At 68.9% G+C, this 15719-nt stretch carries 14 protein-coding genes and 1 tRNA gene; 7 read left to right on the top strand and 8 right to left on the bottom strand.

Features of this window, described 5'->3' with window-relative positions:
- Nucleotides 1–2 precede the first annotated feature (2 nt).
- Nucleotides 3–1481: a methyltransferase gene (locus ACFVJS_RS06955; protein WP_378878197.1), complete on the top strand. Its 1479-nt coding sequence runs from the start codon at nucleotides 3–5 to the stop codon at nucleotides 1479–1481.
- Here ACFVJS_RS06955 and ACFVJS_RS06950 read toward each other — a convergent pair.
- A complete protein-coding gene (locus ACFVJS_RS06950; protein ID WP_378878196.1) occupies nucleotides 1429–2184 on the bottom strand; it encodes a hypothetical protein in 756 nt (251 codons plus the stop codon). The genes ACFVJS_RS06955 and ACFVJS_RS06950 overlap by 53 nt on opposite strands.
- Nucleotides 2185–2513: 329 nt before the next feature.
- Here ACFVJS_RS06950 and topA point away from each other — a divergent pair, with 329 nt between their 5' ends.
- Nucleotides 2514–5222 (top strand): type I DNA topoisomerase, encoded by a 2709-nt coding sequence (gene topA, locus ACFVJS_RS06945; RefSeq protein WP_378878195.1) that lies wholly within the window; start codon nucleotides 2514–2516, stop codon nucleotides 5220–5222.
- A gap of 124 nt (nucleotides 5223–5346) precedes the next feature.
- Here topA and ACFVJS_RS06940 read toward each other — a convergent pair whose 3' ends face one another.
- From ACFVJS_RS06940 to ACFVJS_RS06915, 6 genes are read right to left on the bottom strand one after another with little or no spacing between them, the layout of a single operon-like run.
- A complete protein-coding gene (locus tag ACFVJS_RS06940) occupies nucleotides 5347–6372 on the bottom strand; it encodes an ion channel (protein WP_378878194.1) in 1026 nt (341 codons plus the stop codon).
- Complete coding sequence (locus ACFVJS_RS06935) at nucleotides 6372–7943, bottom strand: polyamine aminopropyltransferase (RefSeq protein ID WP_378878193.1); 1572 nt, start codon at nucleotides 7941–7943, stop codon at nucleotides 6372–6374. Before ACFVJS_RS06935 ends, ACFVJS_RS06940 begins: the two co-directional genes overlap by 1 nt.
- The gene (locus ACFVJS_RS06930) at nucleotides 7940–8362 is read right to left on the bottom strand and encodes a DUF350 domain-containing protein (RefSeq protein WP_378878192.1); all 423 of its coding nucleotides are present in this window, start codon (nucleotides 8360–8362) and stop codon (nucleotides 7940–7942) included. Before ACFVJS_RS06930 ends, ACFVJS_RS06935 begins: the two co-directional genes overlap by 4 nt.
- A 25-nt stretch (nucleotides 8363–8387) precedes the next feature.
- On the bottom strand, nucleotides 8388–8870 hold the full coding sequence (locus ACFVJS_RS06925; RefSeq protein WP_378878191.1) for a DUF4247 domain-containing protein: 483 nt from the start codon (nucleotides 8868–8870) through the stop codon (nucleotides 8388–8390).
- Entirely contained in the window at nucleotides 8863–9375 is a 513-nt protein-coding gene (locus ACFVJS_RS06920; protein WP_378878190.1) for a DUF2617 family protein, read from the bottom strand. The genes ACFVJS_RS06925 and ACFVJS_RS06920 overlap by 8 nt, the downstream gene beginning before the upstream one ends.
- Nucleotides 9372–9989, bottom strand: coding sequence for a DUF4178 domain-containing protein (locus tag ACFVJS_RS06915; protein WP_378878189.1), 618 nt, complete (start codon nucleotides 9987–9989; stop codon nucleotides 9372–9374). Before ACFVJS_RS06915 ends, ACFVJS_RS06920 begins: the two co-directional genes overlap by 4 nt.
- 130 nt (nucleotides 9990–10119) lie before the next feature.
- Here ACFVJS_RS06915 and tmk point away from each other — a divergent pair, with 130 nt between their 5' ends.
- From tmk to ACFVJS_RS06895, 4 genes are all read left to right on the top strand, one after another.
- Nucleotides 10120–10770, top strand: a complete 651-nt coding sequence (gene tmk / locus ACFVJS_RS06910; protein ID WP_378878188.1) for a dTMP kinase — start codon at nucleotides 10120–10122, stop codon at nucleotides 10768–10770.
- A complete protein-coding gene (locus ACFVJS_RS06905; RefSeq protein WP_378878187.1) occupies nucleotides 10767–11939 on the top strand; it encodes a DNA polymerase III subunit delta' in 1173 nt (390 codons plus the stop codon). The genes tmk and ACFVJS_RS06905 overlap by 4 nt, the downstream gene beginning before the upstream one ends.
- Entirely contained in the window at nucleotides 11936–13444 is a 1509-nt protein-coding gene (locus ACFVJS_RS06900; RefSeq protein ID WP_378878186.1) for an alpha/beta hydrolase, read from the top strand. The genes ACFVJS_RS06905 and ACFVJS_RS06900 overlap by 4 nt, the downstream gene beginning before the upstream one ends.
- Nucleotides 13445–13555: 111 nt before the next feature.
- Nucleotides 13556–14143, top strand: coding sequence for a hypothetical protein (locus tag ACFVJS_RS06895; RefSeq protein ID WP_378878185.1), 588 nt, complete (start codon nucleotides 13556–13558; stop codon nucleotides 14141–14143).
- Nucleotides 14144–14265: 122 nt separating this feature from the next.
- Here ACFVJS_RS06895 and ACFVJS_RS06890 read toward each other — a convergent pair whose 3' ends face one another.
- Nucleotides 14266–15192 carry a LysR family transcriptional regulator gene (locus tag ACFVJS_RS06890; RefSeq protein ID WP_378878184.1) on the bottom strand — a complete coding sequence of 309 codons (927 nt, stop codon included), beginning with the start codon at nucleotides 15190–15192 and terminating at the stop codon, nucleotides 14266–14268.
- Between the two features lie 301 nt (nucleotides 15193–15493).
- Here ACFVJS_RS06890 and ACFVJS_RS06885 point away from each other — a divergent pair.
- A tRNA-Thr gene (locus tag ACFVJS_RS06885) sits at nucleotides 15494–15566 on the top strand.
- Nucleotides 15567–15719 lie beyond the last annotated feature (153 nt).

The following is a 15719-nucleotide window of genomic DNA, read 5'->3' as shown; positions in this document are numbered from 1 at the left end:
GTGTGAGTGACCTCCCGCACCGGCTCCGTGACGCCCTCCAGCAGGCCGACTTCTCCTACGACTCCGTCGCCGAGCTGCTCGGCCCGATCGCCCACGGCGCGCTGAGCCGCAACGAGACGTTGCCGGGTAGGCGGCGTACCCACGGCGGCTCGCCGCTGGAGACCCTCATCCGGCTCTTCCTGCTGCAGACGACCGTTCCTCTGGACCACGCCGAAGCGGCTCTCCCTGGTCTCGTCGACCGGCTCGCCGTCGAGGGCATCCTGGAGCAGTCGGTCGGTGAGGTCGCGGCCCGCCTCGACGTACGTCCGTACGCCACCGATGACACCACCCTCTGGGTCGTCTCCGACCTCACGCCGGGGCTCGACGGCGGCCCGCAGCGGGTCGGCCCGGAGCACGTGCTCGGGATCAGTCCCGCCTCGACCTCCCTCGCGCAGCTGACCATCCGCGACCAGGTCGGCACCGCGCTCGACCTCGGCACCGGCTGTGGTGTCCAGGCGCTCCACCTCGCCACCCACAGCGACCGGGTGGTCGCGACCGACGTCAACCAGCGGGCCCTGTGGATCACCACGTTCAACGCCGCGCTGAACGACGTGGCCGACCGGATCGACGTACGCAACGGGTCGTTCTTCGAGCCCGTCGCCGGCGAGCGCTTCGACCTGATCGCCACCAACCCGCCGTTCGTGATCAGCCCGGCGACCGGCGAGCGCCTCGTCTACCGCGACTCCGGTCTCCCGGGCGACCGGGTGGTCGAGGACATCGTCAGGGCCGCTCCCGGCATGCTCACCGAGGACGGCTGGTGTCAGATCCTGGGCAACTGGATCATCTCCGAGGACCAGCCGTGGGACGACCGGCTCGAGGGGTGGCTCGGCGACGATGTCGACGCGTTCGTGGTTCAGCGTGAGGTGCTCGACCCCGCGGCCTACGTCGAGCTCTGGCTCAAGGACTCCGGCCACCACGGCGCCGACGACTACCTGACCCGCTACGACACCTGGCTGTCCTGGTTCGAGGAGCAGAAGATCGAGGGGGTCGGGTTCGGCTGGATCAACCTGCATCGGACGGACACCGCCAACCCGAGGCGCGAGCTCCTCGAGTGGCCCTACGACGTCGAGCAGCCGATCGCCCCGGCGCTCAAGGCCTGGGGCGACGCCGCCCGTATCGAGGTCACCGAAGACTCCACGCTGGTCCTCGCCGAGGACGTCCAGCAGGAGACCCTCGGCCAGCCCGGTGCAGAGGACCCCAGCACCGTCATCCTCCGCCAGCAGCGTGGCCTGCGCCGCGCCCGCCAGGCCGACACGGTCGAGGCCGCCTTCGCGGGCGCCTGCGACGGCGATCTGACGGTCGGCCAGATCCTCGATGCGCTCGCGCAGATCCTCGACCGCGACCCCGCGGTCGTGCGCAGCAGCTATCTGCCGATCGCCCAGGAGCTGGTCAGCGAGGGCTTCCTCCGTCCCGCATCAGGTACGCCTGGTCCCGAAGCCTGATCAGGCGCCGGCGTACGCTTGAGACGAGCAGGTCGGGATAGCCGAGCGGCTCGAGGTCGGGAAGCTCGCGCATGCCCCACGGTCGTTGGGTCTGCCACGGCCAGAAGCCACGGAGCGCCGCCGCCAGCTGCTTGCCGTAGGCGGTCGGCATCTTCGTCAGGCCCAGCCGCTCCTTGAGCGCGGTCGCGGTGACCAGGCCGCTCGGGCCGGCGAGCCCGTTGGCCCCCAGGACCGTCCAGACGATGCCCGCGGCCACCTGGGCCGGGCGCGCGGGCCGGTCGACGACCAGCGGGTCGATCTCCCACAGCCGCAGCAGCGCTCGCCGGAGCGCGAAGCCCAGCTCCGCCACCGGGAAGTCGGCCGCGACCTCGTCGAGCAGCGCGGCCACCGCCTCCAGCTGCGTACGTCCTGCCGCATCCTCCACGACCGGCAGGTCCAGCCCGTCCTCGACCAGCGCAGCGGGGTCCAGGGCGGTGACCGCCTCGTGGCCACCGCACAGCGCGGCCAGCCAGTCGAGCGCGACCTCGTGGTCGGGGCGCGGTGGCGTCGCCGGCTCCGCCCACCGGGGCCGGGTCAGCTCGGCCTCCAGTCGCTCCAGGATCATGTTGGTCCGGGTGAGCAGCTGGGCGCACTCGGAGCACACCAGGTGCTCCGGGGGCGTGGTCAGACCGGTGGTGTAGTCGATGTATTCAGTGTCGATCATCAGCAGAGACCTCTCGAATCGGTTGGGTCTCGCCGTCCTCGGAAAGACACCCTACGGACGACCACCGACAGAATCGGCCGGGCCGTTTCCAGGCGGTTCAGCGGCGTTGCGGCGGTGACCACGATGAGACACGGATTTCACGCTCCCGCTCCAGGGCGTGCTAGGTATTGTCTTCACGGCGCCCAAGGCAACACGCCATGTTGTCCGAGAGCTCAGCGCCGTATGAACCGCGGTGACTGGACCCATGCCCGGCTGGAGACACGCGCTAACGTGTCTCGCCAGAGCTTGTCAGTGGTGCCAGGCTCTGCTGCAGTGAGATAAGGACGTCAGTGGCACACAAGTTGGTGATCGTCGAGTCCCCGGCGAAGGCTCAGAAGATCGGCGGATACCTCGGACAGGGGTATGTCGTCGAGGCTTCCGTCGGGCACATCCGCGACCTTCCGCAGAGCGCGGCAGACACCCCCGCCAAGATCAAGGACAAGCCGTGGGGGCGGTTCGGCGTCGATGTCGACAACGGCTTCACCCCCTATTACGTCGTCCCCAGCGACAAGAAGAAGCAGATCTCCAAGCTCAAGTCGCTCCTCAAGGACGCCGACGAGCTCTACCTCGCCACCGATGAGGACCGCGAGGGTGAGGCCATCGCCTGGCATCTTCTCGACGAGCTGAAGCCGAAGAAGGACATCCCGGTCAAGCGGATGGTCTTCCACGAGATCACCAAGCCCGCGATCCTGGCCGCCGCCGAGAACCCTCGTGAGCTCGACATGGACCTCGTCGAGGCCCAGGAGTCCCGCCGCATCCTCGACCGTCTCTACGGCTACGAGATCTCCCCGGTGCTCTGGAAGAAGGTCATGCCGCGGCTGAGCGCCGGGCGCGTGCAGTCCGTGGCGACCCGACTCGTCGTCGACCGCGAGCGCGAGCGGATCGCCTTCAAGACCGCCTCCTACTGGGATCTCGCCGGCACCTTCGACGCCGGCTCCGACCACGACCCGCGGATGTTCCCGGCGAAGATCACCTCGATCGACGGCAACCGCGTCGCCCGCGGCTCCGACTTCGGCCCCGACGGCCTGCTCAAGAGCGACAAGGTCGTCCACCTCGACCGCAGCCGTGCCGAGGCTCTCGTGGCCGCTCTCGACAACCAGACCTACGAGGTCCGCAGCGTCGAGTCCAAGCCCTATAAGCGCAGCCCCTACGCCCCCTTCCGCACCACCACGATGCAGCAGGAGGCGAGCCGCAAGCTCGGGATGAGCGCGTCGACCACGATGTCGGTCGCGCAGCGTCTCTACGAGAACGGCTTCATCACCTACATGCGTACCGACTCCACCACCCTGAGCGGCGACGCCATCAGCGCCGCCCGTGCTCAGGTCCGGGAGCTCTACGGTGCCGAATACCTGCCCGACTCTCCGCGGACGTACGCCTCGAAGGTGAAGAACGCGCAGGAGGCACACGAGGCCATCCGCCCCGCGGGCGACAGCTTCCGCACCCCGGCGCAGACCGGTCTCACCGGCGACCAGTTCCGCCTCTACGAGCTGATCTGGATGCGCACGGTCGCTTCCCAGATGAAGGACGCGGTCGGCAACTCGGTCGCGATCCGCCTCGGCGCCACCGCGACCACGGGCGAGGACGTGGTCTTCTCGGCCACCGGTCGCGTGATCACGTTCCACGGCTTCCTGAAGGCGTACGTCGAGGGCACCGACTCCGCCGACCAGACCTCCGACGACCAGCAGACCCGGCTTCCGAACCTCGCCGAGGGCGACACGGTCAACGCGGCCAGCATCACCGCCGACGGTCACGAGACCAAGCCCCCGGCCCGCTACACCGAGGCGACCCTGGTCCGTGAGCTGGAGGAGCGCGAGATCGGCCGCCCGTCGACCTACGCGAGCATCATCCAGACGATCATCAACCGCGGGTACGTCTTCAAGAAGGGCACCGCTCTGGTGCCCGCCTGGGTCGCGTTCTCCGTGGTCAGGCTGTTGGAGGAGCACTTCCCGCGGCAGATCGACTACCGGTTCACGGCGAGCATGGAGGAGATCCTCGACGAGATCGCCAAGGGCGCCAAGGACATGACCACCGAGCTCGGGGAGTTCTACTTCGGCTCCGAGCGGGTCAAGGGCCTCAAGCCGCTGGTCGACGGTCTCGGCGACATCGACGCCCGCGAGCTGGCGACCTTCCCGGTCGGTGGCCCGGACTCCGGGGTCAACCTCCGGGTCGGTCGCTACGGCCCCTACATCGAGGGCCCCGGCGACGACGGCACCCCGTTCGCGGTCCGTGCCAACGTCCCCGACGACCTGCCGCCCGACGAGCTCACCCTGGAGAAGGCCAAGGAGCTCTTCGCCAACCCGGCCGGCGAGGAGCTCAACCTCGGCGTCCACCCCGACACCGGGCTCACCGTCGTCGCCAAGAGCGGCCGGTTCGGTCCCTACGTCACCGAGCTGCTGCCGGAGGACGCCAAGAAGGGCGCCAAGCCCCGCACCGCCAGCCTCTTCAAGTCCATGAGCCTGCAGACCATCACGCTCGAGGACGCCGTCAAGCTGCTGACCCTGCCGCGCGTCGTCGGCACTGCCGCCGACGGCGAGGAGATCACCGCCCAGAACGGCCGCTACGGCCCCTACCTCAAGAAGGGCACCGACTCCCGCACGCTGAGCTCCGAGGACCAGCTGCTCACCATCACCCTCGAAGAGGCCGAGCAGATCTACTCCCAGCCGAAGCAGCGCGGCCGGGCGGCCGCCAAGCCGCCGCTCAAGGAGCTCGGCCCCGACCCGGTCTCCGGTCAGCCGATGATCGTCAAGGACGGCCGCTTCGGTCCCTACGTCACCGACGGTGAATACAACGCCACCCTCCGGGCCGCCGACGACCTGGAGACCCTGACCGCCGAGCGCGCCGCCGAGCTGCTCGCCGAGAAGCGTGCCAAGGGTCCGGCGAAGAAGACGGCCAAGCGGACGACGAAGAAGACCGCCAAGAAGTCCACGGCGAAGAAGTCGACCACGAAGAAGTCCACCGCCAAGAAGACGACCAAGAAGGCTGCGACGAAGAAGTCGTGATCAGGTCGATCTGAGCGTCGTGCGAGGCGAACGTCTGACTTCTCAGGTGTTTCCTGCACTTCTCAGGTGTTGCAATGCCTGAGAAGTGCAGGGATACCCGGTTGACCGGGTATCCCTACGCCCGTCAGCCGAGCGCCCCGGCGACCTCGTCGTAGTCCAGCCGGTCGGAGGCGATGTAGAAGAGCCGGGCGCCGGGACCGATGGGGAGATCCCACGAGGGGCTGACCTGGATGCCGTCGACCGTCCGGACGGCCAGGAGCGTGGCCTCGTGCCCGCGGCCGAGGGCGCCCTGCCATGCCTCGACGGTCGCGGTCGCAGCGGCAGCTGGGACGGTGAGTGAGTAGGTGCCCTTGCCGCCGGCGGTGGCGAGCTCCTGGTAGACCTCCGCGATCCCGGGGTCGCTGAGCTCCTCGGCGATCAGCTGGGTGTTGTGCCACTGCACGCAGTGGCAGGTGGTGTCGATGCGGAAGATCGTGCGCTGCACCCGCAGGTCCCGCAGCGCGACGATGGTGTGCACCGACGGCGCCGCGGTGTGGGCCGCGACGGTCAGCGTGACCGCCTCGTTGTCGTCGCGTGCGTCGATCAACACGCTGTGCGCACCCGACAGCCCGGTCCGACCGAGAACGTCGAGGTCGGTGATGTCGCCGCGTACGAAATGCAGGCGGTCCTCGCCGGCCATGGGGTGCTCGGAGAGCTGGTCCTCCCAGGTCGCGAGCACGACCTCCCGTTCGGGCTCGGAGAGCAGCTCGCCCAGGAGCCGCTCGGTGCGCCCGGGGGTGTAACCGAGCAGCACGATGTGGTTGGTTCCGCTGAAAGAGATCTCTCCACGCATGCGGCGTCCTTTGGCGTTCTCGATGATTGCCGAGATCCGGCTGAACAAGATGGCGAGGGTGGTGATGGAGCCGAAGACGACGTACGCCCCGACGAACCGGCCGCCGGTCGTCTCGGGGAAGAAGTCGCCGTAGCCGACGGTGGTCGCGGTGACCAGGAACCACCACCAGTAGTTGGCGGGGTGCACGATGTCGCTCCCCGGCTGGGCCAGCGCCATCGCGATCCAGCCGGTGACGAAGACGAAGCAGATGATCGCCAGCGGGAGCGCCCAGGCGTAGTGCCGCGAGGTGCGTCGGACCAGTCGGAGAAGGAAGAACATCAGTAGCCCACCCAGCCCTTCCGGGCGTAGTCCAGGATCGCCGGATCCAGCAGCGTGGTGACCGAGGTGGGTCGTTCGGCGCGGTCCGGCGGGAACGACGAGGCCGCCGCGAGCACGGTGTCGCTCGCGTAGCGCAGCCCGCCCGGCGCCTCGTCGTCGAGAGCGAGCTCGGGGGCCGACCCGTCGCGGGAGGCGAGGACGTAGCCCCAGTTGCCGAAGGATGGCACATCGGCCTGATAGGGCGTCGTGGCATAGCCCGCCTCGTCGAGCGTGTGCCGCACCGACCAGAACGCGTCCGGTGCGAAGAACGGGCTGCCCGACTGCACCACCATCCGACCGGACGGGGCGAGGAGCCGCGCGATCATGCTGTAGTTCTCGACCGAGTAGAGCTTGGCCAGCGCGGTCGAGTCGGGGTCGGGGAAGTCGGCGACGACCACGTCGAACGGCGCGCCCGAGTAGTCGCGGACCCAGGAGAACGCGTCGTCGGCGACGTACGTCAGCCGGGGGTCCTCGAGGGATCCCTCCGTCTGCTTCTTCAATGGCTCGTAGGAGCGCGCGAGCGACACCACAGTCGGGTCGAGATCGACCAGGGTCACCGACGAGACCGACCGGTAGCGCAGCACCTCCCGAGCAGCGAGCCCGTCGCCGCCGCCGAGGATCAGCACCCGCTGGTGCGGCCCGTTCATCGCCGGGTGGACGAGCATCTCGTGATAGCGATACTCGTCCAGGGAGGAGAACTGCAGGTCGCCGTCGAGAAAGAGGCGTACGTCGTCGAACTCCGGCCCGAACGGAGCGCCGCGGGTCACCACGATCTCCTGGTAGTCCGAGCGCTCGGCGTGGATGATCGGGTCGCGGTAGAGCGCCTGCCGGGCGTTGAGCTCGAAGGCATCGGCCGTCACCGCGGTCGCGCCGAGGGCGACGGCGAGAGCGCCGCAGACCGCGGTGACCACCCCGCGGTGCCGACGGGAGCCGGCCAGCGCGACCCCGACCGTCCAGGCGGCGAGCACGTTCAGGGCGGCGGTGGCCACGGTGCCCACCAACAGCCCCAGCGTCGGCAGCAGCACGAACGGAAACGCCAGCCCACCGATGAGCGCCCCCACGTAGTCGACCGCGTTGATGTCGGCGACCGCGAGCGAGGCCTGCTGGCGCCGCAGCCGTTGGAGCAGCTCCATCAGCAGCGGGATCTCGGCGCCCACGAGCGCGCCGATCAGGAACGTCACCAGCAGCATCATCGGGGTGTAGAGGTGCAGCCACGCGAACGACGCGTACAGCGCCGGCACCGAGGCGCCACCGACCGCGGCGAGCGCGATCTCCACGCCCACGAACGCCCGCAGCGGCCGCGCGGTGAGCGGCTTGGCGAGCACGGCGCCGACGCCCATGGCGAACATCGACACCGCGATCACCAGCGAGGTCTGCGCGATCGAGTTGCCGAGCAGATAGCTCCCCAGCGTCACCAGCGCGAGCTCGTAGACGAGCCCGCACGCCGCGCAGATGAACACTGCCGCGAGGACGAGCAGCCTGGCCGCTCGTCCCGCGGGCAGCGCAGGCAACGAAGGGAGGGACAGACTCACGTGATCGAGGCCGCCACGATCACGCCGACCGACAGCTGCACCGCGACCGCGACCCAGATCGCCGGGTCGTCCTTCTCGTCGGTCATCAGCTCACCGAGCCGGCCCGGGGTGAGCAGGTCGAGGATCACGAAGGCGATCGCGAGCAGGGCGATCCCGATGAGCCCGTACGCTGCGGTGGCCAGCAGCCCGACGAGCGTGTCCTCCTCCGCGGTGTAGATCGAGGTCGCCACGATCGTGGCGATCGCCACGACGGACGAGCCGAGCAGCAACGCCGGGTCGCGGCGGTGCTCGACGAAGATCAGCTGCCCCAGCTTGCCGGGGGTGAGCAGGTCGATCACGTAGAAGCCGATCACCAGCAGGACCAGCCCGAGGGCGGCGAAGGCGACGGTGGACAGCAGTCCGCTCACAAGGTCAGTCATCGGTTCATCTCCAGGTCTGAGGTGGTCACTTGCCGAATCCGCTGCCGCCGCCGCGGAAGGAATCGCCGCTGCTGCCGCCGCTGCTGTTGCGGCCGTAGTAGCTGTTCCAGCCCCACAGGCCGATCACGGTGCTGTGGTGCCGGTAGCCGCGGTCGTACTCGTAGAGGGTGATCGTGGATCCCGAGGGCGTACGCGGCTCCACGACCACCAGCCAGTCGTCGTCGTAGCGCAGGTAGTGGTTGGAGCCCTCGGCCCGGTTCTCGTCGGCGTCGGTGCCGTTCGCGATCTGGTTGGCGACCGAGGACACGGAGCCGTCGTCCTCGAAGACGATCCCGGCATCGCTGTCGGGGTCGGAGCCGCTGACGTGGTCGAAGTTCTTGCGCAGGTACTTCTCGGGGCTGTTCCCGTCGCCAGACACGACGATGGCGATGATGATGGCGAGCACGACGCACACCGCGACGATCGCCCATCCGATCAGCTTGCGGTTCGGGCCGTTCGATTCAGACACGTGCGCCCTCCTCGGGCCGGTAGCTGGTGACGGTGGCGACGATCTCGCCGGTCTGCGGGTAGGTGTGCCAGGTGCTCCAGGAGATCTGCTGCTCGCCGAGCTCGTCGAGAGCCAGCGCGGTCACGGCGTGCGGGTCGCCCGGGAAGTGCGCGACGACGGCATCCGTACGCCCCTCCAACCGCTCCACGAGCTCCGAGGCCCGCTCGGCGAGCTCGTCGGGCTCCAGCGTGGCGACGTACGAACCGAGGCTGTAGGCGCCCTCGGCGTGCGCAGCGGGAAGGGGCCCGGCCTCGGCGATCCCGCACGCGACGGTCTCGTGCAGGATCGGGCGGTCGTCGCGGCGTACGACGACCTGGTGGCTGGCGCCGAGGACGCTGAGCGTGACGGTCAGACCGTCCCCGAGACGCACCGAACAAGAGGCCAGGGGAGTGCAGGCGATCGGTGCGAGGCTCCAGCGCAGGGTGTCTCCGCGAACGTCCGCGAACGGGACGTCGAGGAGTGTCACTCGTCGCCCAGGGTCGCGGGCCGGTCAGAGGACGGGTAGACGGTCAGCTCGAACGGCTGCAGCACCTCGCCGAGGGAGGGCTCCCAGTTGTTGCCCCACTTCTCGAAGCCGAGCAGCTTGCCGTCGACCGACTTGTAGTCGGCGTACTCGGCCGTGCCCGACGGTGCCGTGCCGGTCGCGCCGGTGGCGGTGAAGGCGGCCGAGCCCTTCTCCTGGAGCCGGTAGGCGACACCGCCGACGATGACGTCGCGGTCACCGACGGTGCCCTGCTCGATGTCGCCGAGCGGGATCGAGTGCCACAGCGAGACCTCGAAGCTCTCGTCGTCCTCGATCGAGAGCCACTTCTTGCCCTCGGCGTCGTCGAGCATGTGCTCGGTCCAGCGGTAGCCGTGCTCGTCGAAGTCGATCCGCCCGCGGACGAACCAGTTGTGGCCGAGGTATTCGATGACGTCGCCGTTGCGCACCTGGCGCAGCTGGTCGGAGGCGTGCTTGTGCTGGTCGCCGATGAAGTCGTCGGGCTCCTGCGGAGCCGTCGGCTGCTGCCTGCTCCTCCAGAGCAGATAGGCCGCGACCGCGAGCGCGGCCAGCAGCAGGACGATCAGGACGTAGATCACCGGAGACTCCTTGGGTCAGCGTGAGGACGACCCGAACCTTAACCTGGTGGTGCGGCCTTCGGCAGCCGCAAACGCCGCGTCTGCGGGCGGCGTACGTCGGGTTGTCGGCCCCACCCCGTAGGTTGGGGTCGTGAGGTTTCCGGGTGTCTACGCAGAGCGCGGCGTGTTCGTCTGCTTCGAGGGCGGCGAAGGGTCGGGTAAGTCGACCCAGTCGCGACTGCTCCACCAGGCGTTGACCGCCCGCGGCCACCGCGTCCTGCTCACCTTCGAGCCGGGCGACACGGCCGTGGGAAAGGACGTACGCCGCATCGTGCTGTCCCCGGAGACCGGCGACCTCGACGATCGGACCGAGGCGCTCCTGTTCGCTGCCGACAAGGCCGAGCACATCGAGTCCATGGTCCGGCCGGCTCTTGAGCGTGGCGAGGTGGTGATCACCGACCGCTACGTCGACTCGATGCTGGCCTACCAGGGTGCCGGCCGGGTGCTGGACGCCGCGCAGCTCGAGGAGGTAGCGCGGTGGGCGACCGCCGACCTGCGACCCCACCTGACCGTGCTGCTCGACCTGGACCCGACGGCCGGCTTCACCCGGTTCGAGGAGCGCGACCGGATGGAGCAGGAGTCGGTCGAGTTCCACCAGCGGGTGCGGGCGGCGTTCGTCGCGCTCGCGGAGCGCAACCCCGACCACTACCTGGTGCTTGACGCCCGCGCTCCGGTCGAGGAGATCCACGCGGCGGTGCTGGCGCGGCTCGAGCCGCTTCTCGCCCGGGCGGTGACGGCATGAACGTCGCCACCAGCCTGATCGAGGGCTCCGTCTGGGACAACCTCGTCGGCCAGCGCCACATCATCTCCACGCTGCAGACCGCTGCCGCCGGCCACGGTATGACCCAGTCGTGGCTCTTCACCGGCCCTCCCGGTTCGGGACGGTCCAACGCCGCGATCGCCTTCGCTGCCGCGCTGCAGTGCCCCAACGGCGGCTGCGGTCAGTGTCACGCGTGCCACACCGTGCTCACCGGAAGCCATGCCGACGTCAACCTGGTCCGCACCGAGAAGCTGACCCTCGGTGTCGACGAGATCCGCGACTTGGTGCGCCAGTCCGCGCTGACCCCGGCTGGGAGCCGCTGGCAGATCCTGATCATCGAGGACGCCGACCGGCTCACCGAGCAGGCCAACAACGCCCTGCTCAAGGCCGTCGAGGAGCCCGGTGCCCGCACGGTGTGGATGCTCTGCGCGCCGACCGTCGAGGACGTCCTCCCGACCATCCGGTCCCGGTGCCGACTGGTCACGCTGACCACCCCGACCGCTCCCGACGTCACCGCCTTCCTGCAGCGTACGTTGGGCGTCGACGCGGCGAGGGCCGCCTATGCGGCGCGTGCGAGCCAGGGTCACATCGGCCGGGCCAAAGCGCTCGCCCGCGACGACGACACCCGGCGCCGCCGCGAGCAGGTCGTCGCCTACCCGGCCAAGCTGAGGAGCCTGGCCGACGCGCTGCGCGCGGCAGGCGAGCTGGCCGCGGTCTCGAAGGAGGAAGCCGACGCGGTCACCGCCGACCTCGATGCGAAGGAGAAGGCCGACCTCGACGCGGGCTATGGCGTGGTCGACCGGGGCCGCCGGCCGCGGGAGTACGGTCCCGCGCTGGCTGCGCTCGAGAAGGACCAGAAGCGCCGTGCCACCCGCCGCCATCGCGACGTGATCGACCGTGGGCTGATGGACCTGGTCTCCGTCTACCGCGACGCGATCACCCTGGCTGCCGGTGCGCCGGTGACGCTGGTCAACGAGGAGCACCGGCGCGAGATCGAGCAGGTCGTCGCGTCCTCGACCCCCGAGCTCAACCTGCAGCGCATCGGGGCGATCTTCGAGGCCCGCGAGCAGCTCTTGGAGTTCAACGTGCAGCCCCAGTTGGTGCTGGAAGCCATGATGGTGGCGCTGTTGCCGCCCGGAGGAGATCAGTGAATCGCAAAGCCGCTCTCGTCGTGATGTCAGCGCTCGCCCTGTCGGGCTGTGGAGGCGGTGGCGGCGCCCCGGATGCCGACCGGGTGAGCCCGAGCGCCGAGGCCACCGCGGCGCCGTCCGAGGGGCTCCAGACCTTCTACAGCCAGAAGCTCGACTGGAAGGACTGCAACGGCGCCTTCGAGTGTGCGACCCTCGAGGTCCCGCTCGACTACTCCGACCCGACCGGCCGCACCATCGACGTCGCGGTCATCAAGGACCCGGCCAACGAGAAGAAGATCGGCTCGCTGGCGATCAACCCGGGCGGCCCGGGTGGCTCCGGCATCGACTACGCGCTCTACAACAACCAGTCGTTCAGCCCCGCGGTCCGCGACTCCTACGACATCGTCGGCTTCGACCCGCGCGGTGTCGGGCAGAGCACCCCGGTCGACTGCCTCGACGACGAGGCGCTCGACGCCTACGTCGCGGTCGACCCCGACCCGGACACCCCCGCCGAGGAGAAGGCCTACGTCGACAGCGGCGTCCAGATGGCCGACGGCTGCGCTGCTCAGAAGGACGGCATCTCCGCCCACGTCAGCACCGTCGAGGCGGCGCGGGACATGGACGTACTCCGGGCGGCGCTGGGTGAGGACCAGCTCGACTACTTCGGCGCCTCCTACGGCACCCAGCTCGGCTCGACCTACGCCGAGCTCTACCCCGATCGGGTCGGCCGGTTCGTGCTCGACGGTGCGATTGCGCCCGGCCTGAGCGTCCTCGACGCCAATCTCGCCCAGGCGAAGGGCTTCGAGGTCGCGCTCCGCTCCTACGTCGAGAACTGCGTCGACGAGGGCAGCTGCTTCCTCGGCGACACCGTCGACGAGGGCGTCGAGCGCGTCCAGAAGCTGATGGCCGACATCGACGCCGAGCCGCTACCCGCCGGCAACCGCGAGCTGACCGCGGGCAACGCGCTCTACGGTCTGATCACCCCGCTCTACGTCGAGTCCTACTGGCCCTATCTCACCGACGCCCTCCAGGCGGCGTTGAAAGGTGACGGCTCCCAGCTGATGAGCCTCTCCGACAACTACGCGGGCCGCGACCCCGAGGGCGGCTACCTCAACAACACGATGGAAGCCAACTGGGCGATCAACTGCCTCGACGACTCCTCCGGCCTCGGCCCGGAGGAGGTACGCAAGCAGCTGCCCGCCTTCGAGAAGGCCGCGCCCACCTTCGGTGCCGCGCTGGCCTGGATGCTCAACGGCTGCGCCGGGGAGAAGTTCAAGGCCACCGAGCCCGAGCCGGAGATCGACGCCCAGGGGTCCAACCCGATCGTCGTCATCGGCACCACCCGCGACCCCGCCACCCCCTACGAGTGGGCGGAGGATCTCGCGGAGGCCCTCGACGCCGGCGTACTCGTCTCCCGTGACGGCGACGGCCACACCGGCTACATGCAGGGCAACGGCTGCGTCGATGACGCCGTCGACGACTACCTCGTCAACGGCAAGGTGCCCGAGGACGGCCTGGAGTGCTGATTTACCCCATGTGGGGTGGGTCCTCACCGTCTCCGCCCGCTGGATCTCACTGACCCAGAGGATCACTTCTCGTAATTTCACTTCGAGAAGAAGGGTCACGAGCACGTGATCATGAACCAGCGAATCCGTTCGACGACGAAGGCCTTCGCTGCCACCGCCATCGCCGCCCTGGCGCTAGCGGTAGCCCCCGTCATCGGCCAGCCCGCCCACGCCACCACGGCCCCGGCGACCGTGTCGGCCAAGGTCGTCACCAAGGTCATCAAGGTCTCCGCCAAGCCGTACGGGACGAGGTCCTACCGTCCCGTCGGGAAGCTCACCGCGGGCGGCAACCCGATCAAGGGCAAGCGCATCCACCTGCAGAAGCGGGCCAGCGGCCGCTGGATGAGCGTGACCTCCTGCGTGACGAACCGGTACGGCAAGTGCGCCGTCATCGTCACGCCGAAGGTCAGCCGCTACTACCGCTGGAAGTTCGCCGGCGACGCCAACCGCAGGGCCGACGTGTCCGCCGCGTTCTACCTGAAGAAGCGCGTCTCGGGCCTGGACTACACCTACGCCAACGGCGAGAAGGTCTACAACGCCACCTCGACCAACGACCTCGACTGCGGCGAGATCCCGGGCTACAAGAAGCCCGTCCGGGTCAACAACAGCTCCGACCCGTGGCGCCTCGACGCCGACGACGACGGCTACGGCTGCGACTGACCTGAGCCTTCGTCAAGGCGGTGTCTCGAGCCGGTCGAAGGTATGCAGGTCAGGGCTCACATCCCTGGCGGAACTCCGCACGGGATGTGAGCCTTCGGCTGCATACCTTGATGAAGGAACACCTAGCGCCGGTGGACCGGGTCAGCGATCGTCTGGATCCGCTTCGTGGCCAGCTCGATCATCAGCGTGGCGGCGGGGGAGAGGGTGGCGTCGGTGCGGTGGACGACGGCGAAGGTGTCGTACGTCCGTGGCCGCAGCGACACCCAGCCGGCCTTCGGTGCGAGCCGGGGGAGCAGTTGCTCTGCTGCTCCCTTCGGGATGACGCCGTCGGCGTAGCCCATCCCCACCAGCTCCACCGCCGTCTCGATGTCCTCGACCTCGATCCGACTGGGCGGGTTGCGACCGGTCTCGTGGAGCAGGTTGCGGATGGTGACCCGGGTGGGGTCCTCGGCGCTCCAGGTGGTGTCGGACATGACCAGCGTGGCCAGCGAGAGCCGGTGCGGGGTGACCGGTGTGGCCAGGTGGGCGGGGTCGGCCGAGATGTAGACGAGCTCGTCCCGCGCGACGGGGGTGACCTTCAGGCCTTCGCCCGAGACGCTGCCGACCGAGAGCATCGCCGCCTCGAGCCGTCCGCGTCGTAGGTCGTCCTGGACCTCGGCGGAGTTCTGGCCGACGAGCTCGACTCGTACGCCTGGATATCTGTCGAGCACGTCGGCGACCAGCCCGGCGCCGCCGTAGAGCCGCGCGATCCCGAACATCCCGAACCGGATCGTCCCGGTCTCGAACTGCTTCACCGCCTGGACGGCCTTGCGCGCCTCCTCGGCGGCCGCGACCGTACGCTCCGCGTGCGGCCTCAGCTCGTCGGCCACTGCGGTCGGCACCACCCCGCGCCCCACGCGTCGGAACAGCTGGACGCCGAGCGTACGCTCCAGGCCTCTGACCTGCTCCGAGATCGACGGCTGCGCATACCCGAGCTCCTCGGCCGCCGCGGTCAGCGAGCCATGCTCGTAGACCGCGAGGAACACGCGGAGCTGGTGCAGCGACAACATAGAGACATCCTATGTCTTTTCAAGGAAAGATCGTCTACCTCTATGGCTTGCTCGGAGTCATCATTGAATCACCACCACTGCGTCCGCAGTCGGTGGTTGATTCACGTTCCTAGGGGAGTAGAGCAAGTAATGAAGCACGGCGTTCGCCGCCTGGGCCGCCTGATCGGCAAGGGGAAGCCCACCCGCACCACCATCGACGAGCACGTCGAGGCGCACCGTTTTAGTGTCGAGCGCGCAGTCTCGGTACACTCATCCGGTCCGCTCAACCAGACCCGCTACATGCGGTAACGGATGACGGTACGCCGCCTTAGCTCAGTCGGCAGAGCGATTCACTCGTAATGAATAGGTCGTCGGTTCGATTCCGACAGGCGGCTCAGCAAAACCCCGGTCTCACCAGCGGAAACGCTGGCTGCGAGACCGGGGTTCCTTGGTTTCTGTGCTGGGGCGTGAGGCTTCATCGGCCGCAGTAGACGTCGCTCAGCGCGGTCGTTACCAGTTGTTGATGTTTGTCAGCGCTCGGTCGCAGA

Source organism: Nocardioides sp. NPDC057772 (assembly GCF_042798075.1).
In the GTDB taxonomy this organism is placed as follows: Bacteria; Actinomycetota; Actinomycetes; order Propionibacteriales; family Nocardioidaceae; genus Nocardioides.
Note: the sequence above shows the minus strand (reverse complement) of the source record. Positions and strands in the feature narration are given on the sequence as shown.

Bases quoted from the DNA above. Each gene is read 5' to 3' on its own strand.
- ACFVJS_RS06950 (WP_378878196.1), bottom strand. From the start codon at position 2,184: ATGATCGACACTGAATACATCGACTACACCACCGGTCTGACCACGCCC.
- ACFVJS_RS06940 (WP_378878194.1), bottom strand. From the start codon at position 6,372: ATGTTCTTCCTTCTCCGACTGGTCCGACGCACCTCGCGGCACTACGCC.
- ACFVJS_RS06930 (WP_378878192.1), bottom strand. From the start codon at position 8,362: ATGACTGACCTTGTGAGCGGACTGCTGTCCACCGTCGCCTTCGCCGCC.
- ACFVJS_RS06905 (WP_378878187.1), top strand. From the start codon at position 10,767: ATGAACGTCGCCACCAGCCTGATCGAGGGCTCCGTCTGGGACAACCTC.
- ACFVJS_RS06895 (WP_378878185.1), top strand. From the start codon at position 13,556: ATGAACCAGCGAATCCGTTCGACGACGAAGGCCTTCGCTGCCACCGCC.
- ACFVJS_RS06890 (WP_378878184.1), bottom strand. From the start codon at position 15,192: ATGTTGTCGCTGCACCAGCTCCGCGTGTTCCTCGCGGTCTACGAGCAT.